The sequence below is a fragment of the Methylomonas sp. MED-D genome (assembly GCF_050276835.1).
Lineage (GTDB): Bacteria > Pseudomonadota > Gammaproteobacteria > Methylococcales > Methylomonadaceae > Methylomonas > Methylomonas koyamae_A.
The window spans coordinates 2,290,626-2,316,126 of the sequence record NZ_CP189965.1 but is presented as its reverse complement, the minus strand read 5'-3'; the positions used below and the strand labels follow the sequence as shown (position 1 = coordinate 2,316,126).

Annotated in this window: 25 protein-coding genes; 16 read left to right on the top strand and 9 right to left on the bottom strand. The window is 58.1% G+C overall.

All coding sequences use genetic code 11. The features are described from left to right. The first annotated feature begins 238 nt into the window (after positions 1 to 238). Positions 239 to 1,153 carry a hypothetical protein gene (locus ACQE3E_RS10260; protein WP_064025621.1) on the top strand — a complete coding sequence of 305 codons (915 nt, stop codon included), beginning with the start codon at positions 239 to 241 and terminating at the stop codon, positions 1,151 to 1,153. Positions 1,154 to 1,297: 144 nt separating this feature from the next. Here ACQE3E_RS10260 and ACQE3E_RS10255 read toward each other — a convergent pair whose 3' ends face one another. After that, positions 1,298 to 2,275, bottom strand: a complete 978-nt coding sequence (locus tag ACQE3E_RS10255; RefSeq protein ID WP_313728113.1) for a malate dehydrogenase — start codon at positions 2,273 to 2,275, stop codon at positions 1,298 to 1,300. A 212-nt stretch (positions 2,276 to 2,487) separates the two neighbouring features. On the opposite strand from ACQE3E_RS10255, the gene ACQE3E_RS10250 reads away from it, so the two are divergent. From ACQE3E_RS10250 to ACQE3E_RS10235, 4 genes are all read left to right on the top strand, one after another. Then, complete coding sequence (locus ACQE3E_RS10250; RefSeq protein WP_313728114.1) at positions 2,488 to 3,345, top strand: NADP-dependent methylenetetrahydromethanopterin/methylenetetrahydrofolate dehydrogenase; 858 nt, start codon at positions 2,488 to 2,490, stop codon at positions 3,343 to 3,345. Between the two features lie 17 nt (positions 3,346 to 3,362). Then, on the top strand, positions 3,363 to 4,703 hold the full coding sequence (locus tag ACQE3E_RS10245; RefSeq protein WP_427501599.1) for a glycerate kinase type-2 family protein: 1,341 nt from the start codon (positions 3,363 to 3,365) through the stop codon (positions 4,701 to 4,703). A 24-nt stretch (positions 4,704 to 4,727) separates the two neighbouring features. Beyond that, positions 4,728 to 5,987, top strand: a complete 1,260-nt coding sequence (gene glyA / locus ACQE3E_RS10240) for a serine hydroxymethyltransferase (protein WP_281023085.1) — start codon at positions 4,728 to 4,730, stop codon at positions 5,985 to 5,987. Between the two features lie 576 nt (positions 5,988 to 6,563). Continuing rightward, positions 6,564 to 8,774 (top strand): TonB-dependent siderophore receptor, encoded by a 2,211-nt coding sequence (locus ACQE3E_RS10235; RefSeq protein ID WP_427501598.1) that lies wholly within the window; start codon positions 6,564 to 6,566, stop codon positions 8,772 to 8,774. 36 nt (positions 8,775 to 8,810) lie between these two features. Here ACQE3E_RS10235 and ACQE3E_RS10230 read toward each other — a convergent pair whose 3' ends face one another. The 3 genes from ACQE3E_RS10230 to ACQE3E_RS10220 are packed head-to-tail and all read right to left on the bottom strand — an operon-like array spanning position 8,811 to position 9,595. After that, positions 8,811 to 9,104: a hypothetical protein gene (locus ACQE3E_RS10230; protein WP_281023083.1), complete on the bottom strand. Its 294-nt coding sequence runs from the start codon at positions 9,102 to 9,104 to the stop codon at positions 8,811 to 8,813. A gap of 9 nt (positions 9,105 to 9,113) precedes the next feature. Next, positions 9,114 to 9,362, bottom strand: a complete 249-nt coding sequence (locus ACQE3E_RS10225; protein WP_313728118.1) for a hypothetical protein — start codon at positions 9,360 to 9,362, stop codon at positions 9,114 to 9,116. A gap of 26 nt (positions 9,363 to 9,388) precedes the next feature. Then, a complete protein-coding gene (locus tag ACQE3E_RS10220) occupies positions 9,389 to 9,595 on the bottom strand; it encodes a hypothetical protein (protein WP_064025604.1) in 207 nt (68 codons plus the stop codon). A gap of 575 nt (positions 9,596 to 10,170) precedes the next feature. Between ACQE3E_RS10220 and ACQE3E_RS10215 the strand changes: the two genes are divergently transcribed. From ACQE3E_RS10215 to ACQE3E_RS10200, 4 genes are all read left to right on the top strand, one after another. Continuing rightward, positions 10,171 to 12,360: a TonB-dependent receptor gene (locus ACQE3E_RS10215; protein WP_313728119.1), complete on the top strand. Its 2,190-nt coding sequence runs from the start codon at positions 10,171 to 10,173 to the stop codon at positions 12,358 to 12,360. Positions 12,361 to 12,468: 108 nt separating this feature from the next. After that, positions 12,469 to 13,179 (top strand): PepSY-associated TM helix domain-containing protein, encoded by a 711-nt coding sequence (locus ACQE3E_RS10210; protein ID WP_313728120.1) that lies wholly within the window; start codon positions 12,469 to 12,471, stop codon positions 13,177 to 13,179. A 3-nt stretch (positions 13,180 to 13,182) separates the two neighbouring features. Further along, entirely contained in the window at positions 13,183 to 13,866 is a 684-nt protein-coding gene (locus tag ACQE3E_RS10205) for a Fe2+-dependent dioxygenase (protein WP_313728121.1), read from the top strand. A 74-nt stretch (positions 13,867 to 13,940) separates the two neighbouring features. Next, a complete protein-coding gene (locus ACQE3E_RS10200) occupies positions 13,941 to 14,123 on the top strand; it encodes a hypothetical protein (protein ID WP_313728122.1) in 183 nt (60 codons plus the stop codon). Positions 14,124 to 14,438: 315 nt separating this feature from the next. On the opposite strand, the gene ACQE3E_RS10195 is transcribed toward ACQE3E_RS10200, so the two are convergent. Further along, positions 14,439 to 15,503, bottom strand: a complete 1,065-nt coding sequence (locus ACQE3E_RS10195) for a sigma-54 interaction domain-containing protein (RefSeq protein WP_427501597.1) — start codon at positions 15,501 to 15,503, stop codon at positions 14,439 to 14,441. 423 nt (positions 15,504 to 15,926) lie between these two features. Here ACQE3E_RS10195 and ACQE3E_RS10190 point away from each other — a divergent pair, with 423 nt between their 5' ends. From ACQE3E_RS10190 to ACQE3E_RS10160, 7 genes are all read left to right on the top strand, one after another. Further along, positions 15,927 to 16,403, top strand: a complete 477-nt coding sequence (locus ACQE3E_RS10190; RefSeq protein ID WP_427501596.1) for a hypothetical protein — start codon at positions 15,927 to 15,929, stop codon at positions 16,401 to 16,403. A gap of 15 nt (positions 16,404 to 16,418) precedes the next feature. Then, positions 16,419 to 17,231 carry an energy transducer TonB gene (locus ACQE3E_RS10185; RefSeq protein WP_427501595.1) on the top strand — a complete coding sequence of 271 codons (813 nt, stop codon included), beginning with the start codon at positions 16,419 to 16,421 and terminating at the stop codon, positions 17,229 to 17,231. A gap of 8 nt (positions 17,232 to 17,239) precedes the next feature. Continuing rightward, positions 17,240 to 17,998, top strand: coding sequence for a MotA/TolQ/ExbB proton channel family protein (locus ACQE3E_RS10180; protein ID WP_427501594.1), 759 nt, complete (start codon positions 17,240 to 17,242; stop codon positions 17,996 to 17,998). After that, positions 17,998 to 18,411 carry an ExbD/TolR family protein gene (locus tag ACQE3E_RS10175; RefSeq protein ID WP_071160691.1) on the top strand — a complete coding sequence of 138 codons (414 nt, stop codon included), beginning with the start codon at positions 17,998 to 18,000 and terminating at the stop codon, positions 18,409 to 18,411. Before ACQE3E_RS10180 ends, ACQE3E_RS10175 begins: the two co-directional genes overlap by 1 nt. Positions 18,412 to 18,590: 179 nt before the next feature. Further along, positions 18,591 to 19,484: a dienelactone hydrolase family protein gene (locus tag ACQE3E_RS10170; protein ID WP_427501593.1), complete on the top strand. Its 894-nt coding sequence runs from the start codon at positions 18,591 to 18,593 to the stop codon at positions 19,482 to 19,484. A gap of 15 nt (positions 19,485 to 19,499) precedes the next feature. After that, positions 19,500 to 20,207: a cytochrome b/b6 domain-containing protein gene (locus ACQE3E_RS10165; protein WP_427501592.1), complete on the top strand. Its 708-nt coding sequence runs from the start codon at positions 19,500 to 19,502 to the stop codon at positions 20,205 to 20,207. Positions 20,208 to 20,272: 65 nt separating this feature from the next. Further along, positions 20,273 to 20,737 (top strand): c-type cytochrome, encoded by a 465-nt coding sequence (locus ACQE3E_RS10160; RefSeq protein ID WP_064025579.1) that lies wholly within the window; start codon positions 20,273 to 20,275, stop codon positions 20,735 to 20,737. A gap of 271 nt (positions 20,738 to 21,008) precedes the next feature. Here the strand turns inward: ACQE3E_RS10160 and ACQE3E_RS10155 are convergent, their stop codons facing one another. The 4 genes from ACQE3E_RS10155 to amoA form a co-directional block, all read right to left on the bottom strand. After that, positions 21,009 to 22,262: an MFS transporter gene (locus tag ACQE3E_RS10155; protein ID WP_427501591.1), complete on the bottom strand. Its 1,254-nt coding sequence runs from the start codon at positions 22,260 to 22,262 to the stop codon at positions 21,009 to 21,011. Between the two features lie 232 nt (positions 22,263 to 22,494). Then, entirely contained in the window at positions 22,495 to 23,268 is a 774-nt protein-coding gene (gene amoC, locus ACQE3E_RS10150; protein WP_427501590.1) for a bacterial ammonia monooxygenase, subunit AmoC, read from the bottom strand. 16 nt (positions 23,269 to 23,284) lie between these two features. After that, positions 23,285 to 24,523 carry a bacterial ammonia monooxygenase, subunit AmoB gene (amoB, locus tag ACQE3E_RS10145; RefSeq protein ID WP_427501589.1) on the bottom strand — a complete coding sequence of 413 codons (1,239 nt, stop codon included), beginning with the start codon at positions 24,521 to 24,523 and terminating at the stop codon, positions 23,285 to 23,287. Between the two features lie 11 nt (positions 24,524 to 24,534). Next, positions 24,535 to 25,287 carry a bacterial ammonia monooxygenase, subunit AmoA gene (gene amoA / locus ACQE3E_RS10140; protein WP_427501588.1) on the bottom strand — a complete coding sequence of 251 codons (753 nt, stop codon included), beginning with the start codon at positions 25,285 to 25,287 and terminating at the stop codon, positions 24,535 to 24,537. Positions 25,288 to 25,501: the final 214 nt, after the last annotated feature.

Sequence of the window (25,501 nt, the reverse complement as noted above, 5' to 3'; positions counted from 1 at the left end):
TTACGAGAACTACCTCTAAAAAAGTGCGGCATATCACGCCATGACTGCGTGATATGCCGCAGTTTCAAAATTCTTGGCAACCCCCGATCGCTTGTAAGCCGCGTCTTACATGGCTTTCCGGGGTTGGCATAAGGATTGCCTAATGTATTAAGCGAAACAACGCCAAGGCTCCGATCAGCCGATCCTTGACAACCAAGATTCGCTTAAATTTATTTTGCAAAAAACAAGGGTAAGTCTTATGAAATCCGTATTAGCCAAAGCCATTGGATTGGTCATCGCCGGCACTGCTCTGAGCGGCTCGGCAGCCGCGTCCACAACGATGTACAACACCTTTACCACCACCGATACTTCCGCGACCGATGGCTGGACTCGCACGTTCGACGGCGCCGACGTTGACAGCGTGGCGACCGGTCCGGAAAGCCAAGGCAACAAAGGTACATTGGTACCCTGGGTAGGCACCACCGGCAATGCGCTGCCGTATAGTTACAGCGGCTCCTCTCACTTGAACTGGGCCGTGCAATTGAGCGGAGCAGGCGACAGCGCGGTGATTTCCGCCGCCGATTCCGCCAAGTACGCGGGTACCGTTACCGGCTTCACGCAAGCTGAAATCGACACCGGCGGCGGTGCCTGGAACGACAACGGCTTGAATGCGCAAGGCCAAGCCACTGTCAATGGCCCAACCGGTTGGAGACATCAAACCGACATCGGCCTGATCAGCTCCGACGTTACCCAAAAAGTTACGATCAACTTGTCCACGACCAATAGTTTGTTCAGCCGCTTCGGCGTCACCGTGTTCGAAGGCATGGATACCAATACCGGTAACTACAGCCACCACGGCTCCTGGAACTGCCCAGGTTGCACTCCGGCAAAACCCTTTACCGCCGAAAATCCGTTCGGCACCACCGGCCTGACCAATATCGGTCATAGCGACAACGTCACCGATACCATCGGCTACACCTTTATCGCCGAAGCCGGCAAAGTCTACTCGCTGTATCTGGGCGGCGTGGGTTTCGACCGCTGGAATAGCGGTGTCGCGGGCTACAAATTGGATCTTGCGACATCACCGGTACCAGTCCCCGGCGCCGTCTGGCTGTTCGGCAGCGCGATCGCCGGCATGATCGGCGTCAACCGCCGTCGCCTGTCGGCCGCTTGAGTTCTCTATAGGCGTTACAGTTAACGGTAGCGCCTAGGGTCGCGCCACCCGAACACCGCGTTAACAAAAGCCGCCACGGATGGCGGCACCTTCAGCGGGCGGCCGCCCGGCCGGATCGGAAGCCGGCCCAGGCCGACTCCAAATTTACAGCAAGTGTTTGACAGCCTGTCTCTCCTCTTTTAGCTCCGCTTCGTTCAAGCGCAAGCGCTCCAAACTAAATTCGTTGAGATCAAGAGCCTTGACGATGCTAATCCGGCCGTCCGCGACGGTCACCGGAAACGAATACACCAAGCCTTCCTCGATACCGTAACTGCCGTCGGAGGCCACCGCCATGCTGACCCAGTCGTCAATCTCGGTGCCGTGCGCCCAAATCCGCATGTGTTCGATCGCCGCATGTGCAGCGGAAGCCGCGCTGGACTGACCTCGTACTTTTATCACTTCCGTGCCGCGATGTTGCACGGTCGGAATGAACTCGTTAACAAACCACTCGCGTTCCACCAGCGACAACGCATCCAACCCCTTGACCTTGGCGTGATGCAAATCCGGATACTGCGTGCAGGAATGATTGCCCCAGACCATGACGTTTTTGATGTCGCGGCTGATTACACCGCACTTTTCGGCCAATTGTCCGATCGCTCGCTTATGATCCAGCATCGCCATCGCGGTAAAGCAATCCGGCCCCAAGTCGGGCGCATTGCTGATCGCGATCAGCGCGTTGGTATTGGCCGGATTGCCGGTCACCAAGACTTTCACGCGGCGACTGGCGTATTCGTTCAGCGCCCTCCCCTGCACCCGGAAAATCTCGGCGTTGTCCTTCAGCAAATCGGCGCGCAACATGCCGGGACCGCGTGGTTTGGCACCCACCAAAAACGCATAATCGATGTTATCGAACGCCACTTTCGGATCGTCGGTCATGACAATTTTTTGCAGCAAGGGATAGGCGCAGTCGTTCAGTTCCATGACTACACCTTGCAAGGTTTGCATGGCCTGAGGCACTTCCAGCAAGCGCAACACGATGGGTTGCTCCGGCCCCAGCAATTCGCCGGACGCCAACCGAAACAACAGAGAGTAACTGATTTGGCCTGCCGCCCCGGTTACGGCAATATCGATGGGGGTTTTCATCCGCGGTCCTCGTTATTATTAGACTGTCATCCACGCGCCGGAGGGCGACTTTCGACTTTTCAATATGACATAAAGTATTTGGGCAAACAACTGCAATTCCCCGCCCCTAGCCGCCGTCGCCGTTTTCGAGCGGCACCGCCAACTTTCTGTATAATGGCCCGCCGGATTCCGCGCCGCGCCGCGTCTCTCTTTCCCGATACACAGGCAGGTTAATGAAAAAGTTGTTATTTCAATTCGATACCGATACCCATCCTTCCGTTTTCGATACCGTTGTCGCATACGACGGCGGCGCCGATCATGTCATCGGCCACGGCGGCCTCACCCCGGAAAACGTCGGCGCCTTGGTGGACGGCTGCATTTTTACCCGCGCCCCTAAAGACAAAAAATACACCGCGATTTTCATTGGCGGCAGCAATATGGAAGCGGGACAGAACTTGTTGGCGGCCGTGCAACAGCACTTTTTCCCCGGCTTTCAGGTATCGGTGATGCTGGACAGCAACGGCAGCAACACCACGGCGGCGGCGGCGGTGGCCAAAATCGCCAGTAGCGGCAACCTGAAAGGCAAGAAAGCTGTCGTTCTGGCCGGCACCGGCCCGGTCGGCCAACGTGCGGCGGCGATGATGGCTCTGGAAGGCGCGCAAGTATCGATTACCTCCCGGCATATTTTCAACGCCGAAAAAGCCTGCTTCGCGATGAAGGAGCGTTTCGACGTTGACCTGACGCCTATCGAGGCTGCCGACCTGGACGCCCGCGCCGAGGCGGTCAAGGATGCGAATATCGTGCTGGCCACCGGCGCGGCCGGCGTCGAACTGCTCAAGCCCGAGCATTGGCAAGACAATCCGCACCTGGAAATCCTCGCCGACGCCAACGCCACCCCGCCGGTCGGTATCGGCGGCACCGAAGTCATGGACCGAGGCGAATTGCGCCACGGCAAGATCATCTGGGGCGCCATCGGCTTCGGCACCCTGAAACTGGCCTTGCACCGCGCTTGCATCGCCAAACTATTCGAAAGCAACAAACAGGTCTTCGACGCCGAAATTATTTTCGACCTCGCCAAAGTGATGGCGTAAGCAGGCGCCGCCAGTCCATGCCGGCTCTTGCCAACCGCTTTCGCGCGCAAGCCTCCGAAATCTTTCGGGCCGGCGTGATCGCCGCCGATCCCCGGCTAGCGGTTCAGCGCCATCTGCAAACCGACGGCGAGCGCTTATTCTTAGGTCTGCGTAGCGGCAACTGGCGGCACATTCATTTGATCGGCTTCGGTAAAGCCGCCTGCGCGATGACTGATGCCGCCCAGGAAATCATCCCCCACGCCTGGCTGGCCGAGAAAGGCATCGTTGTCACCAACTACGATAACGTCGATCTGGTGAAAAACTGCCAGGTGTTCGGTGCCGGCCATCCATTACCGGACGCGTCGGGCCTGCATGCGGCCAAAACCGTCGCCAGACGACTGGCCCAAGCCCAGGCCGGCGAACTGGTGCTGGTCATGGTGTCCGGCGGCGGCTCGGCCTTGCTAGCCTACCCGGCCGAATCGCTTACGCTGGCCGACAAAATCACCACCACTCAAGCGCTATTGGCCTGCGGCGCCGACATCCGCCAAATCAATTGCGTGCGCAAACATCTTTCCAGACTCAAGGGCGGCGGCCTAGCCAGACTCGCCGCGCCGGCCGACTTGCATGCCTTGATACTCTCCGATGTGCTGGGCGACGATTTGAGCGCGATCGCCAGCGGCCCGACCGTCCCCGACGACAGCACCTATGCCGATGCGATTGCAATCCTGGACTCGTTCGGCATCGGCCGGCAAATACCGCTCGCGGTCCAAAACCATTTACGACAAGGCGCGCAAGGCTTGCACCCGGAAACCCCGAAAAGCGGCGACCCACTGTTTATTCGCACCAGCCACGCCTTGATCGGCGGCAACACAATCAGCGTGAACGCGGCAATGCAGAGAGCCGCGGAACTGGGCTATCGAACCCAGCTTTACAGCACGCAATTGTGCGGAGAAGCCAGCGCCGTCGCCGAAGAATGGGCATTGAAAGCGAAAGCCCTGATGACGGAAATCCGCGAGCCGGTCGCGTTGATCGCCGGCGGCGAAACCACGGTCACCTTGCAAGGCAGCGGCAAGGGCGGCCGCAACCAGGAACTGGCGCTGGCGTTCGCGATTAGCGCCGAGCGTATCGGTCTGGCAGCCGGCTGGACGCTGTTGAGCGGCGGCAGCGACGGCCGCGACGGCCCGACCGATGCCGCCGGCGCCATCGTCGACGGCGGCACCTTGACCAGAATTCGCGCGGCGGGACTCGACCCGGCGGCACGGCTAGCCGATAATGACTCATACCCCGCGCTGCAAGCGGCCGACGATTTGCTGATTACCGGTGCCACCGGCACCAATGTGGCGGACCTGCAAATCCTGCTGCTGCATCCCAACGAATAACTCGAACCTGATTAGGAGAAAACCATGTTTAACGCATCGATGACCATTGCCGGCTTTGACGACGAGCTGAACCAGGCAATCGCAAACGAACGCCGCCGCCAGGAAGATCACATCGAATTGATTGCCTCCGAAAACTACGCCAGCCCGCGGGTGCTGGAGGCTCAAGGCACCTTGCTGACCAACAAGTACGCCGAAGGTTACCCGGAAAAACGCTATTACGGCGGCTGCGAATATGTCGACGTCGTCGAGCAACTGGCCATAGACCGCGCCAAGGCCTTGTTCGGCGCCGATTACGCCAATGTCCAGCCGCACTCCGGTTCGCAAGCCAATATGGCGGTCTTCATGTCCTTGGTGCAACCCGGCGACACCATCCTGGGCTTGAGTCTGGCCGACGGCGGCCATTTGACCCACGGCGCCAAACCCAATTTTTCCGGCAAGATCTACAACGCGATTCAATACGGCCTAAACCCAGCCACCGGCGAAATCGACTATGAGCAAGTCGAAGCCCTGGCCTTGGAACACAAGCCGAAAATGATCATCGCAGGCTTCTCGGCGTATTCCCGTATCTGGGACTGGCAGCGTTTCCGCGACATCGCCGACAAGGTTGGTGCGTACTTGGTGGTGGACATGGCTCATGTCGCCGGCCTGGTCGCCGCCGGCCTGTATCCCAATCCGGTACCGATCGCCGACGTGGTCACCAGCACCACCCATAAATCGTTGCGCGGCCCTCGCGGCGGTTTGATTTTGTGCAAATCCAATCCGGAACTGGAGAAAAAACTCAACTCCAACATTTTCCCCGGTATCCAAGGTGGCCCGCTGATGCACGTGATCGCCGCCAAAGCCGTGGCCTTCAAGGAAGCGCTGACCCCGGAATTCAAAGCCTATCAGGAACAAGTGGTCAAAAACGCCCGCGTCATGGCTGCGGTGTTTATCGAACGCGGCTACGACGTGGTATCCGGGGGCACCGACAACCATTTGATGCTGGTGTCGCTGATCCCCAAGGGCATTACCGGCAAAGCCGCCGACGCCGCGTTGGGCCGCGCCCATATTACCGTCAACAAAAACGCGGTACCCAACGACCCGCAATCGCCGTTCGTCACCAGCGGCATCCGCGTCGGCACCCCGGCCCCAACCACCCGCGGCTTCAAGGAAGCCGAAGTCCGCGAAATCGCCCAATGGATGTGCGACGTGATGGACAACCTGGAAGACGACAGCGTGATTGCCTCGGTGCGGGAAAAAGTCTCGGCTTTGTGCAAGCGGTTTCCGGTGTATTCCGCGTCTTAGCGACCACCAACCGGAATTCGCCCCGACGCGGAACAATACCGGCCGTAGGAGGGGCTTTCGCCGCGACGGAAGCCGTTCCCACACGGGCAGCCTTGGATTTTCCAATCGCTTACAAAGCAAGATTCAGCGCCATTGCGCCAACCCCGCCCGGCTTCCCGACCATCGGCCCGGCAAGCCGGAACTGGGCATCGATTTCCAAGCAGCCGGGTTCCAACAATAATACCGCGCTACGGTTCTTCCCTTCCGATCCGACGACGCATGTCATCAAAAGCCGGTGAAACTAAAATCGACATTGTTTGAATATGGCTAAGCGAATACCTTCGACGGAAAGTCTGGAGGGACACGATTTTTGAGCCCACTGGATTTAAATGGTGAACAATTTTGACCACCCTGCCTCTGGTGATAACATGCGCTGACGGTAAGCTTGCGAACCACGACCGGAAAGCAGAAAACCCGGCGCGGTTTAGCATCCAGCCATAAATAACAGAAAATAAAACGATGTAACAACAAGCCACCGCCACCCAGCCGCGTGCCAGGCAGCCTAACCTATTAAATCGACCAAAGGTGAAGCAAGCCATGTCATTGACCAAAGCACACGGTGCCGCGCCGGCAGTTGCCGCGACGCTCCTTTTTTTACACAGTCAACCCGGCTTATACGCCGCCGAAACCGATAGCGACACGACCCTGCCGGCCATTGAAGTTAAAGCGCAAGCGGAAACCGAGGCGGATAACGGTTACGTCGCCAAGCGCAGTACGGCCGGTTCGAAAACCGATACGCCGCTGATCGAAACGCCGCAGGCGATCAGCGTGATCGACAATGCCGAATTCACGGCCCGCGCCGCGCAGAACATCACCCAAGCGGTGGCGTATACGCCGGGCTTGTTGACCGGCATGTTCGGCCCCAGCACCCGCGACGATTATTTCAATCTGCGCGGCTTCGACGCCCCGCAATATCTGGACGGTACCCGGCTGGCCGGCGCCAACTACGCCAATCTGCGCATAGACCCCTACGGCCTGGAACGCATCGAAGTGCTGCGCGGGCCGGCATCGGTGTTGTACGGCCAAAATCCGCCGGGCGGTTTGATCAATATGGTCAGTAAACGGCCGACCGCGCAGCCGTTTCACGAACTACAAATGTTGGGCGGTAGCTTTGGCCGGGTACAGGGAGCGCTGGATTTTAGCGGCCCGCTCGACGAACAGGGTAAATTTTTATACCGATTGACTGCGCTGGGCCGCGGCAGCGACAGCCAGGTCGATTTCAGCAAGGACGACCGCTATTTCGTCGCGCCCAGTTTCACCTGGCAGCCGGACGCCAACACCTCGTTGACTTTTCTGAGCCATTATCAAAAAGACGACGCCGGCAACACCATGCAGTTTCTGCCTTACCAAGGCAGCGTAGTCGGCAATCCCAACGGCCGGCTGCCGACCAGCACCTTCCTCGGCGAGCCCGGTTTCGACCACTACCGGCGCGAGCAATTCGCGGTCGGTTACGCCTTCGAACACCGCTTCAATCGACACTGGGCCGTGCGGCAAAATCTGCGCTACGCCGACGTCAAAAGCGACTATCCGGTGACGTTTGCGCTGGGTTTTGTCACCGACAACGACAGCGTGCCGGTCGATTACCGCACGGTCAGCCGGCTGGCGGGGCTCTACCGCGACCAGGCCGGAACTTTCACCCTGGACAACCACGCGCAAGCCGATTTCGCCATCGGCGATGTGCGGCATACGGCGTTGTTGGGTTTGGATTTTCGCCAAATCAACGGCGACCGCCAGCGCGGTTTCGGTTCTCCCAGCGACCTGGATATGTACAGCCCGGTGTATGGCCAGCCGTTTGCCGAGCCGCAAATCGAGACGTTGGTCAACCAGCAGCAGGACCAGATCGGCTTGTACGGTCAGGACCAAATCCAATGGAAGCAATGGATCGCGACGATAGGGGTACGCTACGACTGGGCCAGCAACACCAGTTTGCGCACCGACTATTACGATGCGGATACCGACAGCGTCGATTACGCCAAGCCCCGCTACTCCGGCAGCCGCCAGGACGACGCCGCGTTTACCTACCGCACCGGTTTAAGCTATTTGTTCGATAGCGGCGTCGCACCCTACTTCAATTATTCCGAGTCTTTCGAGCCCACCGCCGGCAGCACCTTCGCCGGCACGCCGTTCAAACCCACCACCGGTCAGCAATTCGAAATCGGCGTCAAATACCAACCGCCCGGCGTCAACGCCTTGATTACGCTGGCCGCATTCGAGTTGACCCAGCAAAACGTGGTGACGCCGGACCCAGATCCGGCGCACGTCGGCTTCAGCATCCAGACCGGCGCGGCGCGTTCGCGCGGCATCGAACTGGAAGGCAAGGCCCGCTTGGAGATGGGCCTAGACGTTACGGCGGCCTTGGCGCTGATCGAAAGCCAAGTCACCAAAACCAACGAGGCCAACCAACTCGGCAAGAAACTTAGCTACACACCGGAAACTCAAGGCTCGCTATGGCTGGATTACACCCAGCCGAGCGGTGCGCTGGCAGGATTGGGCCTGGGCGGAGGCGTGCGCTATACCGGCAGCAATTACGGTGATTTGAGCAATAGCCAAAAAGCGCCGTCGTACACGCTGATCGACGCTTCTGTGCATTACGAATTGGACAAACTGGACCGCCGCCTGCGCGGCGCCCGGCTGGGCGTGAATATCAGCAATTTGTTCGACCGCGAGTACGTCGCGACTTGCGGCGAAGGCTCGTGCTACTACGGCGACCGCCGCAACGTGTTGGCGAGTTTGCGTTATAACTGGTAGGCAGCAATTCCGGCGGGCGAGGTCCGCCGGGATAATCTAATCGCGCTTGCGGAATTGGGTGGCGCCGGGCTTGACGAACGAACGCCAGACTTCGGCTGGCGTCGCCCGGCCGCTCAAGACCTTGTCTATGATGGATTTGTTGGCTTTCACGAAAAACACCAATGCAATCAGCGCGGACAGCAAGGCCAGCCAGACAATGGGCGCGGCATCGCTAGCCAATGCGGCAAGGATCTTCGCGCGGGTTTCCGGGAACAGAATGTTAACGACGAAGCTGGAGCCGATTGCCGCGGACAAGGCCGCGACGATCAACGCTTGCGGGTGGTAGCGCATCAGCCAGGCCTAGTTCAAGCGCTGGCTTGATTTGATGACGGTAAATGCCGCGAGCTTGGCCTTATCCTTGTCTCCGCCGGTTCTAGCCTGGATTGCTGCATCAGCCAGCGTATCGGCCAATCCAAGAAAATCGGCGACTTCGAAGCGCATTGTCAAATTCTGCACGTGCAAGTGTACGACGCCGCATTCCCGGCAAATTTGCGCCTTGCCGAATTCGGTGGCGGCCAGGTATTCGTGATTACAGGGTTTCTTGCTCATCGGTCGTTCCTCGGGTTTGATAAAAATCAGGTGTGGCGGGTTTGCCGGTCGCAAAGTTTGGCGACCGCCAGCGATAAAAACATCTTCCAGACGATTTGTTTCGAGCCCAAATCCAGACAGCGGAAATCGGTAGCGTGCAATTCGCCCTTCTCCACCAATACCGCCAACACATCTGGCGCTATCGCGAGCTTGACGCTTTCCGTCTTGCTGAAAAATGAGAAAAATCTTTTCACGGTGACAGGGCAATTTGAGAAGTTGGATAGATGATAATTATTCTCATTTAAGACGTAAAGACATTTTTTTGCCTCCTCTAATGAAACGGTCTATTCGCGTTCAATAAGCAATGCCGTTGCGGCTCGCAAAGTGCGAAGCCAGTCCGCTGAAATAATAGCCATTACTCAGGTTGGCGATATTCGACGTTCGATGTGGAAAAATCCCTTGGGAATAGGGAAAAACACTCGGAATGTTACGGTTTTGGTCAACCCAAACACGACCCCAATACAGTTGACAGGGATCCGGTCAAGGACGCTTTGACCTCCCCCGCCAAGCTCATTCGCCGTATTCCACCCGTCATATTAGCCCGGAAGGCACCTGCCTACGCCGGTTGACAAGCCGGGAAAACCCCATAAAATGAGAATCGTTATTATTTGAAAGCAATTGATTTCCGATGTTCTCGGGTGAAATTGCGATGAAAGTTTTGCCCGGACCGACCTTGAGACGATACGCCGATTCGGGCCGCGAATACTCTAGCCACCCAGCGTTCCTCGCCAGGCAGCCAACCACTTTGATGCCAATTGCAGAGGAACTTATGCCCGATACCCATCCAAACCGAAACCAGCCCAGTGCCGCCAAATGGCGACTGGGCGCCTTGTTGCCACTTGGCGCGGCCTTGAGCGGCATGGCGCTAGCCGAACCGCCGGCCGGCCAGACCGCCGATAGCGAGCAGGAAATCGTCCTCGACGACGTCAAGGTCAAAGCCGGACGCGACAAACCGACGAGCCGCTTCAAGGCCGATACCTCGACCACCGGCAGCAAAACCGAAATGGCGATCCGCGACATTCCGCAATCGATCAGCGTCGTCAAGAAAGAATTGATCGAATCGCAGAACGCCTTTAACTTGCGCGACGCGCTACGCAACGTCAGCGGTTTGACGATCGCCGCCGGCGAAGGCGGCCGCACCGGCGACTCGATCACGCTGCGCGGTTTCGCCGCCAATTCCGACCAATATCTCGACGGCGTGAAAGACAATGGCCAATACAACCGCGATACCTTTTTCATCGAGCGCGCCGAAGTGCTGAAAGGCGCTTCGTCGATCTTGTTCGGCCGGGGCGCCACCGGCGGCGTGATCAATCAGGTCTTCAAAAAACCGACCGGCAAGACCGGCGTCAGCGGCAGCTTCACCTATGGTTTGTACGACTTCAAGCGGACCGCGATCGACGCCGAAACCAAATACCAAGACCTGGCCGCGCGCTTGAATGTGATGTATCAAGATGCCGATTCCTACCGCGACTACAACTACAGCAACCGCTGGGGCATCGCGCCGTCCTTCAAATGGGACATCAGCGCCGATACCGACCTGACCTTGAATTTGCTCCATCAACAGGAAGACGGCGTATTCGACTACGGCGTGCCGATGTACAAAGGACGGCCGGCAGGCGTACCAATCAACACTTATTATGGCTTCGTCAACAATCGGATGTTGGACACCGACGTCAATGTGGCCACCGTGGCGCTGACCCATCGTTTTTCCAGCGATTTTTCGGTCAAAAATACCGTCCGCTACGGCGATTACGAACGCAACTATCTGACTCATTTGTATTCCGGCGCGGCGGCCTACAGCGGCGCGAATGCCGGCACGATCGCCCGCAGCCAGGCCTTGCGCTTGAATACCCAGGAAAACGTCTACAACCAAACCGACTTCGTCTACAAAAAGCCGCTGTTCGGCCACGACAACATTTTGATGTTCGGCAGCGAATTCGGTTGGGAGGAATACAATTTCAAATCGAAAAATTCGACCGGCGTCACCCGCATCTCGATCTTCGATCCCGTCGTCACCGCCAGCGCCGCCGGCACGGCGTTCGACTTCAGCGGCACACTGGCCACCAACCGACTAACCCATACCCAAACCTATGCCGGCTACGTGCTGGATCAGTTCGACATCACCCCGCAAATCAAATTGCTCGGCGGCACTCGCTACGACGTGTTCGATGCCCAGCAAGACGACAGGCTCGGCGTATTGAACTTTTCGCGCAGCGACAGCCAATTCAGTCCGCGCGGCGGCATCGTCTGGCAACCGGCCAATTGGCAATCCTACTATTTCAGTTACGGCAAATCCTTCAACCCATCGGCCGAAAGCCTTAGTCTAACGGCGAACAATGCCAACCTGCCGCCCGAACAAAACAACAACTACGAGATCGGCGCCAAATTCGACTTGTTCGACGGTAAGCTCTCGGCCACCGCCGCGTTATTCCGCTTGGAAAAGACCAATGCCCGCACCACGTCGCCGCTCGACTCCGCCTTGCAAGTGCTGGCCGGAGAACAGCGTACCGACGGCTTCGAAGCCGGTCTGGCCGGCGAAATCCTACCGAAATGGGATGTGTCGCTGACCTACGCCTATTTGGATGCGAAAATTATCAAATCCAGCACCACCGCCACCGGCTCGGTGAGCGGCCAGGTGAAGTCCTATGAAGGCATGACCGCGACGAACGTCCCGGAACACAGCGGGGTGGCCTGGACCACCTACCACCTGACCGACAACTGGGAAATCGGTGGCGGAGTGTATTACGCGAGCCATCGGTATGCCGACAGCGTCAACGAAGCGGTATTGCCGGGTTACGCCCGCCTGGATGCGGTTGTGGCCTACCACCAAAAGCATTACGACGTGCAGCTCAACGTATTCAATCTGACCGACACCGTCTATTACGAATCCGGCCAAACCAACTCGGCCTTGCCCGGCACGCCGGTATCCGGACAATTGACGGTCGGTTTTAAGTATTAATTCAGCCCGACCGGCGCAAGATACGCCTGTTTGCCGCCGCCGAATGCTCGACAACCCAAGTTCGGCGGCGGCATCCGCAAACCTTTCCAATTTAACGACGACCCGCCCATGAATACCACCGCCGACACCACCGCAACGCCAGCTCGCCGCCCGCAACACAAGCCGAACGGCGGCTATTTATTCCTGCCCCACTCGCTCTCGCGCGGCGCTTTTTTAAAATGGCTGCGCCGCACCCACGCCTGGTTCGGTCTGTGGGGCGCCTCGCTGGGGCTATTGTTCGGCTTTACCGGCATCCTGCTGAACCACCGCGACGTGATGAAAATTCCGATCGGCCGCATGGAGCCTCGGGAAATCCAGTTGGCGCTGCCCGACCCCCGCCCCGCCGACCCGAAGGCGCTGGCCGCGTGGTTGGGGCAAACCTTGAGCGTGGACACCCGCCACGCCCGAATCCGCCGCGAACCGGCCCGAACCCTGATTTGGCACGATCAGCCGGTTCAACAACCGGCGTCCTGGCAAATCAACATCCGCAACCCGCAGCACCTGTTGTCGGCGGACTATTGGGAAGGCAATGCTTTCGTCACGGTCAAGCAAAGCGACGCGAACCTGTTGCAAACCTTGAACAATCTGCACAAAGGTACCGGCATGGGGGTCGGTTGGGTATTGTTGATCGATACCTTGGCCGGCGGCCTGATCTTGCTGAGCGTGACTGGCACGCTGCTGTGGACCCGCCTGCACGGCAGCCGCTTGGCCGCCGCCGGGCTGGGTTTCGGCTCGTTAACCCTCGCGACGTTTTTTATCCTGCAAGCGATAGGCGGCTAAGCGATGCTGATCGAAATTCCGGAAGTGCTGTCGGCCCAGGCCTTGCAACAATGCCGAGAACTGTTGGCCGACGCGCCGTGGACCGACGGCCGGATTACCGCCGGCAGCCAATCGGCTCAAGTTAAAAACAACGATCAGCTACCGGAACAAAGTCCGCAAAGCCAGGCGCTGCGGACCATCGTGCGGGACGCTCTCAACCAAAGCCCGCTGTTTCTGTCGGCGGCCCTGCCCAAGCAAATTTTCCCGCCGCTGTTCAACCGCTACGCCGGCGAGCGCAATACCTTCGGCGACCACATCGACAATGCGATCCGCCATTGTCCGGTCACCGGCCAACGGGTACGCACCGACCTGTCGGCCACGCTGTTTCTGACTGATCCGGACAGTTACGACGGCGGCGAACTGGTCATCGAAGATACTTACGGCCGACACACCGTGAAACTGGCCGCCGGCGACATGGTGCTATACCCCGGCTCCAGCCTGCACCGGGTCGAACCGGTGACGCGCGGCGCGCGCGTCGCCAGTTTCTTCTGGATAGAAAGCATGGTGCGCGAAACCGAAAAGCGCCGCTTGCTGTTCGAAATGGACATGGCAATCCTGGAACTGCGCGCCACCCGCGGCGATACCGCGCCCGCCGTCAATCTGACCGGCTGCTACCACAACCTGCTCAGAATGTGGGCCGAGGTCTGAAGCCAGGCGCCGCTTGTTATTTGCTGGCGTCCGGCGTAGTGTCCCGATCACATCGACCACTTCGGAGAACGCCGATGACCCCATCCACCTCGACCCGGATCAAATGCGCGCTGGTCTTCATCCTGTTCATGGTCTTCAGCATCGGCCCGATTCCGATCACCAGTTCGATCGGTTTGTACGTATCGCTGTTTCGCCCGCGTTGGTTTAAGATGCTGGTGGACACTCTCTACGCGGATCTCGACGACCGCAGCCGCTGACCCGCCGCCTGCTGCCGTATCGGCAGCACGTGCTGAGCGACCGCCCACCGACCGAGGCCCTCCACCACCGCCGGCCTGCGCTCAAACCCAAGCGCCGTGCGGATCGTCCAAATAGCTCTCCACCGCCGATATGCCGTCATCGTCGCCGCGCTTCTGATTGTGTTATCTAGGCCCGACCTGCCGCGCAAAATGCCGACCGACATACTCTCAACCGTAGACCCGCACGCCGGAAGTCAACGCGCCAGCCAACACCTTTGAAGTTGATCGGTCCGGGATGTACGGGCTCACCACCGGCGTCGAACCGGGGAAAATGACTTAAGCGACTTCCTGCTCGCTGACCCGACGGCTGGCGGGCAGCATGCCGTACAAGCCCAATTTGTGGCGCAGCACGTTGCGGCTGATATCCAGCATTTTGGCGGTTTGCACCTGATTCCGCTCGCAGTATTCGAAAGCCGAGCGAATCACGGTTTCCTCGATGATTTCAAATAACTTGGGCGGCGTCTGGTCGAACAAACGCTGCAGCGCGTTTTCCAACGAGACCGTGGAAATCGACGGGCTTTGCTCGGCGGCACGCACCCCGGACAACTTGAAGTCCTCCGGCCGCAGCCGATTGCCGGGGCACACCAGCAAGGCTCGATGCACGGCGTTTTCCAGTTCTCGAATATTGCCGGGCCAGTCGTAATTCAACAGCGCCACTTCGGCTGCCGGGGCCAGTTTGACGTCGCCGTAACCCAGGCGATCGGCGTATATCTTCAGGAAATGTTCGGTCAGCGGCAGGATGTCGCCCGGCCGTTCCCGCAACGGCGCCAACTGGATCGTCGCGACGTTGAAGCGGTAATACAAATCGGCGCGGAAATGCTGAGCGGCGACCGCGTCTTCCAGATTGACGTTGGTAGCGGCGATGATGCGTACGTCCACCGGCACCGGATGGCGCGAGCCGACCTTGACCACTTCGCGTTCCTGCAGGACCCTAAGCAATTTGGCTTGCAAACCCAGCGGCAAGTCGCCGACTTCGTCCAGAAACAAGCTACCTTTGTTGGCGGTCTCGAACCAGCCCAACTTGGTGGACAGCGCGCCGGTAAACGAGCCGCGTTCGTGACCGAACAATTCGCTCTCGATCAGGTTTTCGCTCAAGGCCGCGCAATTCAACGCGCCGAAGGTTTCCCGGTGGCGCTTGCTCAAGGCGTGGATATGCCGGGCCACCAACTCCTTGCCGGTGCCGGTTTCGCCGATGATCAATACCGTGGCGTCGCTGGGCGCGATCCGTTCGATTTGTTCCAGCAAGCGCCGCGATACCGGGTCTTCGAAGACCAACGCGCTAGCCCTGACCGACAAGGCCAGCGAGCGCGATTGTTGTTCGTCAAAAGCCAATAAAGTCATAAGTCCCCCGGATTCCGGCTAGCGTTGCATCGCATATCAAATAGTTCACAAGTCGCCCGAATCGCGCCTTCGCGCCGCGCAAATGCCGGCACCGATGTCCCGGTACTTTCGAGCAACGGTTCGAAACCCGCGAAACGGTAATTCTTGTTCCGGGATCAATATACAAGCCGGCCATATAGCGAATAAAACGTTAATTTTCGAAAATTAAATCGAATTTACAGATAAACAACTTACAGCGCGTGGATGGCGGGCTGATGCGTTGCCCATGTTTGGCTTGCCGCGCGTGAGGCGTTTTGAGTCCTTGTCCAATACCGGCCGACCTCAATCGCGGCTGAAACCGCTCCCGCGAGCGAGTTTGTGTTTTAGCGAAATAGCGGACGATTGGGCAATACCGCTTGGCGGGCATATTTCCGACATTTTCAGATGGGCGGCACTTTAGCGGCGACCAAACCTGTCCCGCGCCGGGCGCTTAAATTCGCGACCGACCAGACCTCATTCGGTCAAACAGCCCCGATCCGAACAACTGTTGATCCAGCAACACCCGACAAACAGAAAGACCCAAAATCTGGTGCTTGTTCAGCACCGAACCCAGCCGCGATCCGCTCCACCGCGTCGCCCGACCCCGTGGGCGCAGCAGCGGCCAAGGATAAAGTATCCATTAACAATCAATATCTTGTCTCCAAACCCGCCGAACAAAACCCGTCCTCTCGGCGGCGATTCGCGCAAGCTGGCACGCCTCGTGCGAAAGTCGTTGCGAAGTCGGCCGAAATCCGCGCCGATGCGGTGGCGAGTGATACACACCGCGCCGAACGAGCTAACGCCCGGCGAGTCGGGTACCGGCAAGGTCTCGGCCAGAGAACCCAGCCCCGCGCCGACTTTCACAGCAATGCGTACCGATGAACGAGGAATATCGACATGAGCAATCTTTTCGCGACACGCCACAATTTTCAGCCGCTCGCGGCCGGGTCGAACTGGCAGGCCGGCGGTTTGTTACCGCTGGAGCCGACCGGCGCGGCGGCCGGCGAGCTGGCGCTGAATCCGCTGGCCGGCGCTTTGCAAGGCTTTCAATACCGTAGCGCGAGCAGCGACCACAAATGGTTCGACTATGTCTTGCTGGGCGTGCTGTCGGTGCTGATTCACAGCGCGGCGATGGATCAATTTCGCGGCGCGTCGCTGGAGCAGGATTTCGTGGAACCGCCCAAACCGGAACCCAAGTTGCAAATTACCTTGAGCCGGCCGCGCCCGGTGGTTCCGCCGCCGATCGTGCAAGCGCCGCCGCCCAAGCCCAAGGTCGTGCCGCTCAAGCCGCCCAAGGAAAAACCCAAGCCGGTGTTGAAGCCGGTCGTCGAGCAAGCGCCGGTACCCGATCCGACGCCGGCGCCTATCGTCGACGCCGCGCCGACTCCTGCTCCACCGGCACCGCCGGCGCCGGTGGTCGAGGAAAAGATCACGCCGCCGACGGCCGGCGCCGACTACCTGAACAACCCGCCGCCCGAATACCCGGAAATCGCTCAGGAGCGCGGTTGGGAAGGCAAAGTGCTGATGAAGGTCCACGTTCAACCCAACGGCAAGCCGGATAGCGTCAGCGTCGTCAAATCCAGCGGCCAAGCGGTACTGGACGACGCGGCGGTCAAAACCGTTTCCAAATGGTCCTTCGTGCCGGCCAAGCGCGGCGAGACGCCGGTCGCCGGCTACGTGACCGTTCCGATTACTTTTAACTTATCTTGAGGTACTTCATGTCCGATATCGCCACCACCGTCATTGTCGACGGCACTTTGAACACTCTGATCGGCGCTTCCGCGATCACCTGGGCGCTGATCCTGATCAAGGGCATCCAGCACATCCGGATTTCCTACCATAACCGCAATTTCAGCAAGCGCTTCTGGGGCGCACCGGACATTCAGGCCGCCGCCCAATTGCAGGATCAGCAAGGTCCGGTGGCCCGCGTGGCGGGCATCGGCTTTTCGACCTTGATCGAAACCGACAGCGGCGCCTCGACCCACGATTTGGAACATACCTGGGATCGTCAGGAGTTGCTGGATCGGCGTCTGCGCCAGCAAATGCAAAAAGAACGCGGCTCGCTGGAAAGCGGCCTGGCCGTGCTGGCCACCATCGGCAGCATCTCGCCGTTCGTCGGACTGTTCGGTACGGTGTGGGGCATCATGGGCGCGCTGACCAACATCAGCAAAAGCGGCTCGGCCAGTCTGGAAGTGGTCGCCGGCCCGATCGGCGAGGCCTTGGTGGCCACGGCGGTCGGTATCGCGGTCGCGGTACCGGCGGTGGTCGGCTACAACTTCTTCATTCGCCGCAATAAAGTGATCTGGGCCTTCCTGGACGACTTCGCGATCGACTTCGTGCATCTGGCCCTGAAAAACGCCTTCGTCATCGAGCGCGCCAGCGCCGCGAAGCCCGCCAAACTGACTGAAATCGGCGGCGGCAAAAAAACCCGCGATGCCGCTCATGAAGACTTAATCGCGAAGGAGGCGCACGCCTGATGGCCATCAATACCAAAGACAACGGCGGCGACGACGACGTGATGGGTGAAATCAACGTCACCCCGCTGGTGGACGTGATGCTGGTGCTGCTGGTGGTGTTCATCGTCACCGCCCCGCTGTTGACCAACGCGGTCCACGTGAATCTGCCCAAGACCGCCGAAACCGCGCCGCCCGAGGAAAAAGCCGCCGTCTACCTGAGCGTGGACGCCACCGGCAAAGTCTTCATCGATAAACAGGAATACGCGGTCGATGCGGTCGAAACCGAATTGAAAAACCGCAAGGCCGCCGATCCGGAACTGGCACTGAACCTGAATGCCGACGACGGCGTGCAATACGGCGTCGTCGCCAAGGTGATGGCCGCCATCGAACGGGCCGGCGTCACTAAACTGGCGGTATTGACCGCCCCCCAATAACCGTACCCCCATCCCGGCCGGCGCTCAATGCCGTTAAGTTAAGGATTGACCGTTCGTCCTGAGCTTGTCGAAGGGCGAATGGTTAAGCCGTTCATGGTTCGACAAGCTGACCACGAACGGCTTAACTTAACGACACTGCGACGGCGCCGGGATGGCTTTTTGTTTTTAGGAGACGCTGCATGGCGCGCCAAACCGCCAACGACTTCCACCCGGAAGCCTTGAAAAAATTCGACGAATACGTACACGGCGATATTTCCCGCCGCGAGTTCCTGTCCTCGGTCCCCAAATACGCGCTGCTCGGCCTGACCGCCGAGGCCTTGCTGGATGCGCTGAACCCGCGCTTCGCCCAAGCCCAGCAGGTGGCCGGCAACGATCCGCGCATCAAAACCAGTTACCTGGAATACCCGTCGCCGCAGGGCAATGGCAAGGTGCGCGGTTATCTGGCGCAACCGGCCAACGCCAAGGGCAAACTGCCGGTGGTGTTGGTCATCCACGAAAATCGCGGGCTGAACCCGCACATCGAAGATATCGCCCGCCGGCTGGCGCTGGATAACTTCATCGCCTTCGCGCCCGACGCGCTGTTCACGCTGGGCGGCTATCCGGGCGACGAAGACAAGGCCAGGGAACTGTTCCAGAAACTGGACAAAGCCAAAACCCAAAACGATTTTCTGGCCGCCGCGCAAGCGATGAAAAAGCTGCCGGGCGGCAACGGCAAACTCGGCGCGGTCGGGTTTTGTTACGGCGGCGGCATCGTCAACTTCCTGGCGACCCGATTGCCCGACCTGAGCGCCGGCGTACCATTCTACGGCGCCCAGCCGCCGGCCGAGGATGTCGCCAAGATCAAGGGCGCCTTGCTGATTCATTACGCGGGCGTCGACGACCGCATCAACGCCGGTTGGCCGGCCTTCGAAGCGGCCCTGCAAAAAGCCGGCACCAATTACGAAGCCCACACCTATGCCGGCGTCCAGCACGGCTTCAACAACGACACGACGCCGCGCTACGACGCCGGTACCGCCAAACTGGCCTGGGACCGCACTGTCGCCTTCTTCAACGCTTATTTACGCGACAGCTAACGCGCGGAGGTTACCGTGAAAGTGGAAGTACATGTCTGGGATTGGCCATTACGGCTGTTTCATTGGCTGTTGGTATTGGCGGTCACCGGTGCCTATTTGACCGGCAAGGCCGGCGGCGAATGGACCGACTGGCACTGCCGCTTCGGCAGCCTGACCCTCGGCCTGGTGGTGTTCCGCCTGCTGTGGGGCTTTGTCGGCAATACCCACGCCCGCTTCGTCAACTTTTTCCCGACGCTGTCCCGCCTGCTGGCTTACGTCCGGGGCGACTGGCAAGGCGTCGGTCACAATCCGGCCGGCGCGCTGGCGGTGTTCGCGTTGCTGACGGTGTTGGCGGTGCTGGTCGGTACCGGTTTGTTCGCCAACGACGACATCGCTTTCGAAGGCCCGCTGTTCGATCTGATCGACAAGGATTTCAGCGACAAACTCAGCGGCTGGCATATCCGTAGCGTTAACGTCCTGCTGTTTTTAGTCGGCGCCCACGTCGCGGCGATTGCGTTTTACCAACGCGTCAAAAAAGCCGATCTGGTCGTGCCGATGCTGACCGGCAAGAAGCGCCTGCCCCGCTCGCTGGCCCCGGCCGACGCACGTCCGGCCGGCGTCTTGCGGCTGACCGCCAGTTTGCTGATCGCCGCGACGGTGGTCTGGAGCGTCTGGGGCGGCGACCCCTTGCGCTATTTGCCGCCGTTGGCCGGCGTACGGTCGGCGCAAGCCGGCGGCCGCTGAGGCGCAGGCCCGGCTTCACCGAACGAAACCCCACACCGAGTTTTTATCACCCATAGGAGCAACGCATGAAATCCCAACTGGCTATCGCACTGGCGCTGAGCGCCGTCACCACGGCGGCACTGGCCGGGCCGATAGAAGAACAAATCCGTTTCCGCCAATCCGCCTATTCCTTCCTGGGCTGGAACACCGCGAAAATCAAGGCTCAGGCCGTCGATCACCCGGAAACCTTCAACAAAGATCAAGTGATAGCCGCCGCCAACGCCATCGCGGCCGCCGCCAATTCCGGCATTCTGGAACAGTTGTACGGCCCCGGCACCGATCAAGGCACCGGCTGGAAACCCACCCGTCTGAAGCCGGAATATTTTCAAAAACAAGCGGAAGTCAAAGAACTGGAAGCCACTTTTATTAAGGAAGCCAACGAATTGCAAAAGGTCGCCGACGACGGCGATGTTGCGGATATCAAAGCGCAATTCGGTAAACTCGGCGCGTCGTGCAAAAGTTGCCACGACTTGATCCGGGTTAGAGAATAAAACCGCCTCGCCCGGAAATCAGCCCAGACGGGCGGCTTTCCGGGCTATTTGCATTCGAGGGTCGGCCGCCCGCCACCCTCGAACGATGGCACCGTCCGATCCGCCCGCATTGCTCCATCTAACCCGTCCCCGCCTCTCCACCATCGTTTTAAACGCTCGCTTACAAGAAACACCAACCGCCGGCGGGAAATCGCAACAGCACTTGAGCGTCTTGTTACGAGCCTTGCTGCCAGTCACCTCATTTGAGCCTATGTCAGCAATATTTTCATTTTTAGCCGCCGGGTTCTTTAATAAAAACAACGATGCCGGTTGCAACAAAAGCGAACAGGCCTGACGCCACAAAAGCCAGGTGGTAGTCACCCATCAGACTATGGACGTACCCGGCACTGTAAGCAGCAATGGCCGCTCCGATTTGATGGGCAAAACAGATCCAGCCGAACACCACGCCAACGTTTTGTTTCCCGAATAAATCCGCTGTCAAAGCTGAGGTTGCCGGAATAGTGGACAACCAATTCATGCCGTAAATAATCGAGAACAGCATTAATTGTCCGGTCGTATCTATGCTCGGCAGAACGATCAGCGTCGCGCCTCTGACGACATAATAGAACGCCAGCGGCCAGCGCTTGCCGTACCGGTCGCATAACCAGCCGGATAAAATAGTGCCGAACACATCGGCCGCGCCCATGACCCCTAACGACATCGCCATGGTCATTTCGGTAAAGCCGTGTTCGATACCGTGTGGAATCAAATGGGTTTGAAACAATCCGGAGGTGGTTAATCCGCAAATGCCAAAACTCGAAGCCAACAGCCAGAATTGCGGACTGCTCATGGCCGATCGCATGGGATGTCGATCGGGCTTAAGTACTGTTCCATGAACGCCATTGGCGCCAAAGGGCTGCAACCCCTTGGATTCGGGATCGTCTCTTAAATATTTCAGCACCAAAGGTAAAACCACTAAACCTAAGGCTACGGCGATAAACAGCGTCGCCGCTCGCCAGCCTTCATGAACATTGATTTGCATGAGCAGCGGGGTGAACACTAACTGGCCGGAGGAGAAAGCCGCGCCCAATATGCCTAATGCCAGCCCGCGGTGTTTATGAAACCAGCGATTGATCAACGCCGACCCCATAATCATCGACGTGCCGCCCGAACCCGCGCCAATCAGCAATCCCCAAAACAAATACAGTTGCCGGTATTCCTGCATGAAAACGCTGCCACCGGCGCCTGCCACCGACAAAATCAACGTGATAACACTGATCCGTTTAGCGCCGTAGACATCCATCAATCGGCCTAGAAAGGGACCGGCCAGGCCGAATAACAGCAGGTTGACTGAAATCGCGCCGCTAATGGTTTCTCTGTTCCAGGCAAACTCCTGTTCCAGGGACATCATGATGATCCCTGGAACAGAACGCAGCGCCGATGCAACAAACAAGCACAGAAACGTGACCGCGAGAACTACCCAGGCATAGTGAACTGAATCGGAACGACTCTTGGGCATGATGACATCGGACTTTGGCTGAAACATGGTCGTGTGGTTTTAATTGTGAGGCTTTCCGTTTAATGCGGGACACATAAAGGCTTAATCCCAGCCTAAACGGGAAGCGATTATTGATTATTAACCCGGCCTTTAAATACCGTTCGTCCTGAGCCCTTCGGCTGCGCTCAGGACAGGCTTGTCAAAGGACGCGCCACATCAGGCTTCGACAGGCTCAGCCCGAACGGCGTACTAGTATTGGTAGGGCCGGGTTAATACAGATCTATTCGGCGTCTTCGATTTTGTCCATCAGTTCGATCAGTCGGGTTACCCCTTGCAGCAAGATACCCCCGACGCCCAATGCAAACCACACCCCAATCACAAATCCCCAATGAATCGGCGCGGCGAAGAATTCTTCTCTAAACCAGAAGGTATGTCCCCACTCATTGAAACCGACGCTGACCAAAATCATGAATGGTCCGAACACCGCCAGGGTCAACGGCAGCGAGATGCCTTTGGCGTACAAAGGCAAGCGGGTTCTGGCATACAGCCAGGCGCAGCCGCCTAGGATCACGTACAGCGGGAAGTTGAAGTAAAACTCGATGATATGGTTAGCGGTAAACGGCGTGTCGCGGATCGCCACCTGATGCCAGGAATTGTCCTGCTCGGCAAAATAACTGCCCGCCCAGTACACGGCAAAGGTGTAGATGCTGATCCACATCGTCAACGTGAAATAGCGGCGTATCTCTTCCTTGGGTGCCAGTTGATCCAGATTCCGGTCGCGCGTAGTCCATAAGTAACCCCAAAAACCACTGGCAACGGCGGCGATGACCGCCAGTTCGATATAAAACAGCCGCATCCAGTATTGTTCGAACGCCGGTTCCGAGGAATCCAGACCGTGCGCTATGGCAAAAGCCCCCTGATACAGGCGTAAACTGATGTACATAACGGTTAAAAAGCCAAATCCCTTTAAATATTTGGGTAAGTCAAGCAAATACCAAGGCAATGATTTGGGGTTTTCGGTGCTCAAGCTAACGTGTTCTGTCGTGGTAGCCATGATGTGTGCTCCTGAATTAATTGAATTTGGGAATGACGGCGGCGGAAATGCTGGAGATATAGCGTTTTCCCATCACGTCGTCGTAAAGAAACAGCAAGCCACCCAGCCGGCTGTCCGCATCTTTGATCAGCCCATCCAGCTTCTCCGATTCCCAGGCCGCATCGCGCACTTCTACGGTGACGGTGCGTTGTTCGCCGGGGGCGATAGGTGTATTGTCACTCAAGCTCAGACCGTTATTACTGACGTCATCCTTGCCGGGTTTGCTGTTGACGCTCGCTAAATCAGCGTTCATGAAATGCACGTTGGAACTGGAAAATTGGCCGATCCTGACCGCGCCTTGGCTGCGATTGTCGATACTAAACTGCAACAGCATCGCGCGTTGAGCCACGTTGTATTCCGCTTTTAGCGTGTCGACATTGACCATGCCGGCATTCACTTGAGCCGGCAGAGGCAAAATTCGATCCAAGCCCGCTTGCAATGGGATGGCGTCCGGATACTGGTTGGCGGTGACGGCATTCAGCGCCAATACCAATACCGGCACGCCGACTAACACCGCCTTGGCGATGGTTTTATCCTGATCGGTGATCAACTCCTGTTCCAAACCGGCATCCAGCATGCGGTAGCGGCTGATGAACAAGGGCCGACGCACCCACCACAGCAACCATGCAGCCGCCAACGCGCCCCAGAACAGATGCCAGAACACGCCGTTGGCAAAGCCGAAGCTTTCCATGTCGATCATTTCACCGTTGATGGTTTGAATCGTATTGCTAAAGTCGGCGGGATCGCCGCCAATGTCCAGCCACACCCCAGGTCCCATCACCTGACCGGCGTCTTTTAAATTAAAAAACGGATGGATGTGATAATGGCCCGGCAAACGGCCTTTCAAGACCACTTTGAACTCATAGTCACCACCCGGCTCCAGGGCCACCGAGTTGGTCCAAGGCTTACCGTTCAGGTAACGCTCGGTACGGATCAGCACCGGTCCTGGGGTGGAGATATTCAAGAAGCTGGCTTCCGGTTTCGGCACGCTGATCGGCCAGTCTTCGGCGACGTGAAACTTGCCGCTGACGCTGACTTCATCGTTGACGTTGAATTTTTGCGTGGACCATTGCACGTCATACCACTGGATGGTGCGCATCCTGATGAACGGCTCCAGGGCTTTTTCGCCATGGGCCTGCGCGGTGGGTACTGCAAATATCGACAATACGTTGATGCAAAGCACTGCCAACAGCCAAGGTTTAAAAAATGATTTCATGGCTGTTCTCCTTAGATTTTTTTCAGATAACGGGTATCAGCGAACAATTTGCCGATTTTCCACCACAGCGGATACATCAACGAGCACAACAACGCTGAACAAAATGCCGACAATGGCGTGGCGTACTGGCCATAGGTGCGTAAGGTGCCGCGTTCGATTATGCGCAAGTATTCCGGCATGCCAGTGCGGATATATTGAAAACCGAATAAATCGGCCACCGTCAGCTGGCTGTTGTGGTATTCGACAGCTTGGTGGAACATGCCGAAGATCGGCCAGTTGGTCGGGTAAAACAACAAGGCAAACGCGCCGCCGCCAAAAATCGAGGTGATGGTCAGGCTATTGGTGAGCATCAACAAGGTATCCAATACCAAGGCGCCCGGCACCATAGTCGCCGGCAACACCATGTTGATGGGGAAATAGTTCCAGTAGTGGTAAGCAAATACCCGGGTTACCCAGGTACCGATCAATAGGGCCGCTACGCACAGAGTGGCGCCCAACGGTAAACGGAATTTATCCCACAACACCGCCTGTACGGCGGCTGGAAAGGTAATGCCGATCAGCGGCGTGACCAATGGCCACCATTGCCTGTCCTTCCAGTCGATCCAGAAGTCCCAGTCGCCGACAGTCAGGGCAAAATGTAGATGAAATGAGCCGATGAACAGAAATAAAGCCAGGACCAGTATCAAATAGTCGTAGGCTCTTGCCAACCGGGCTTTCTCGCCGCGGTAGGGTTTGAACGTGGAAATAGGAATTTGTGCGGACATGTGTGCTTCCCCCGTAACGTTTTGTAGTAAATGACGGCGATAGCCATCGAAACTGGGCGTGTCGCCAACCGAAAACTACCCTTGGGGGAGTAACGTCATATAGGTTGAACGACACGCTCGCGATATAAGGTAAGGAGAATTTGATGAGCTGTGAAATGGTCAAATTTCATCCGTTATCATCAAGACTGTTCATGCTGGCCAGCAGCGATTTTGT

Bases quoted from the DNA above. Each gene is read 5' to 3' on its own strand.
- ACQE3E_RS10260 (WP_064025621.1), top strand. From the start codon at position 239: ATGAAATCCGTATTAGCCAAAGCCATTGGATTGGTCATCGCCGGCACT.
- ACQE3E_RS10255 (WP_313728113.1), bottom strand. From the start codon at position 2,275: ATGAAAACCCCCATCGATATTGCCGTAACCGGGGCGGCAGGCCAAATC.
- ACQE3E_RS10250 (WP_313728114.1), top strand. From the start codon at position 2,488: ATGAAAAAGTTGTTATTTCAATTCGATACCGATACCCATCCTTCCGTT.
- ACQE3E_RS10245 (WP_427501599.1), top strand. From the start codon at position 3,363: ATGCCGGCTCTTGCCAACCGCTTTCGCGCGCAAGCCTCCGAAATCTTT.
- glyA (WP_281023085.1), top strand. From the start codon at position 4,728: ATGTTTAACGCATCGATGACCATTGCCGGCTTTGACGACGAGCTGAAC.
- ACQE3E_RS10235 (WP_427501598.1), top strand. From the start codon at position 6,564: ATGTCATTGACCAAAGCACACGGTGCCGCGCCGGCAGTTGCCGCGACG.
- ACQE3E_RS10230 (WP_281023083.1), bottom strand. From the start codon at position 9,104: ATGCGCTACCACCCGCAAGCGTTGATCGTCGCGGCCTTGTCCGCGGCA.
- ACQE3E_RS10225 (WP_313728118.1), bottom strand. From the start codon at position 9,362: ATGAGCAAGAAACCCTGTAATCACGAATACCTGGCCGCCACCGAATTC.
- ACQE3E_RS10215 (WP_313728119.1), top strand. From the start codon at position 10,171: ATGCCCGATACCCATCCAAACCGAAACCAGCCCAGTGCCGCCAAATGG.
- ACQE3E_RS10210 (WP_313728120.1), top strand. From the start codon at position 12,469: ATGAATACCACCGCCGACACCACCGCAACGCCAGCTCGCCGCCCGCAA.
- ACQE3E_RS10205 (WP_313728121.1), top strand. From the start codon at position 13,183: ATGCTGATCGAAATTCCGGAAGTGCTGTCGGCCCAGGCCTTGCAACAA.
- ACQE3E_RS10200 (WP_313728122.1), top strand. From the start codon at position 13,941: ATGACCCCATCCACCTCGACCCGGATCAAATGCGCGCTGGTCTTCATC.
- ACQE3E_RS10195 (WP_427501597.1), bottom strand. From the start codon at position 15,503: ATGACTTTATTGGCTTTTGACGAACAACAATCGCGCTCGCTGGCCTTG.
- ACQE3E_RS10190 (WP_427501596.1), top strand. From the start codon at position 15,927: ATGGGCGGCACTTTAGCGGCGACCAAACCTGTCCCGCGCCGGGCGCTT.
- ACQE3E_RS10185 (WP_427501595.1), top strand. From the start codon at position 16,419: ATGAGCAATCTTTTCGCGACACGCCACAATTTTCAGCCGCTCGCGGCC.
- ACQE3E_RS10180 (WP_427501594.1), top strand. From the start codon at position 17,240: ATGTCCGATATCGCCACCACCGTCATTGTCGACGGCACTTTGAACACT.
- ACQE3E_RS10175 (WP_071160691.1), top strand. From the start codon at position 17,998: ATGGCCATCAATACCAAAGACAACGGCGGCGACGACGACGTGATGGGT.
- ACQE3E_RS10170 (WP_427501593.1), top strand. From the start codon at position 18,591: ATGGCGCGCCAAACCGCCAACGACTTCCACCCGGAAGCCTTGAAAAAA.
- ACQE3E_RS10160 (WP_064025579.1), top strand. From the start codon at position 20,273: ATGAAATCCCAACTGGCTATCGCACTGGCGCTGAGCGCCGTCACCACG.
- ACQE3E_RS10155 (WP_427501591.1), bottom strand. From the start codon at position 22,262: ATGTTTCAGCCAAAGTCCGATGTCATCATGCCCAAGAGTCGTTCCGAT.
- amoC (WP_427501590.1), bottom strand. From the start codon at position 23,268: ATGGCTACCACGACAGAACACGTTAGCTTGAGCACCGAAAACCCCAAA.
- amoB (WP_427501589.1), bottom strand. From the start codon at position 24,523: ATGAAATCATTTTTTAAACCTTGGCTGTTGGCAGTGCTTTGCATCAAC.
- amoA (WP_427501588.1), bottom strand. From the start codon at position 25,287: ATGTCCGCACAAATTCCTATTTCCACGTTCAAACCCTACCGCGGCGAG.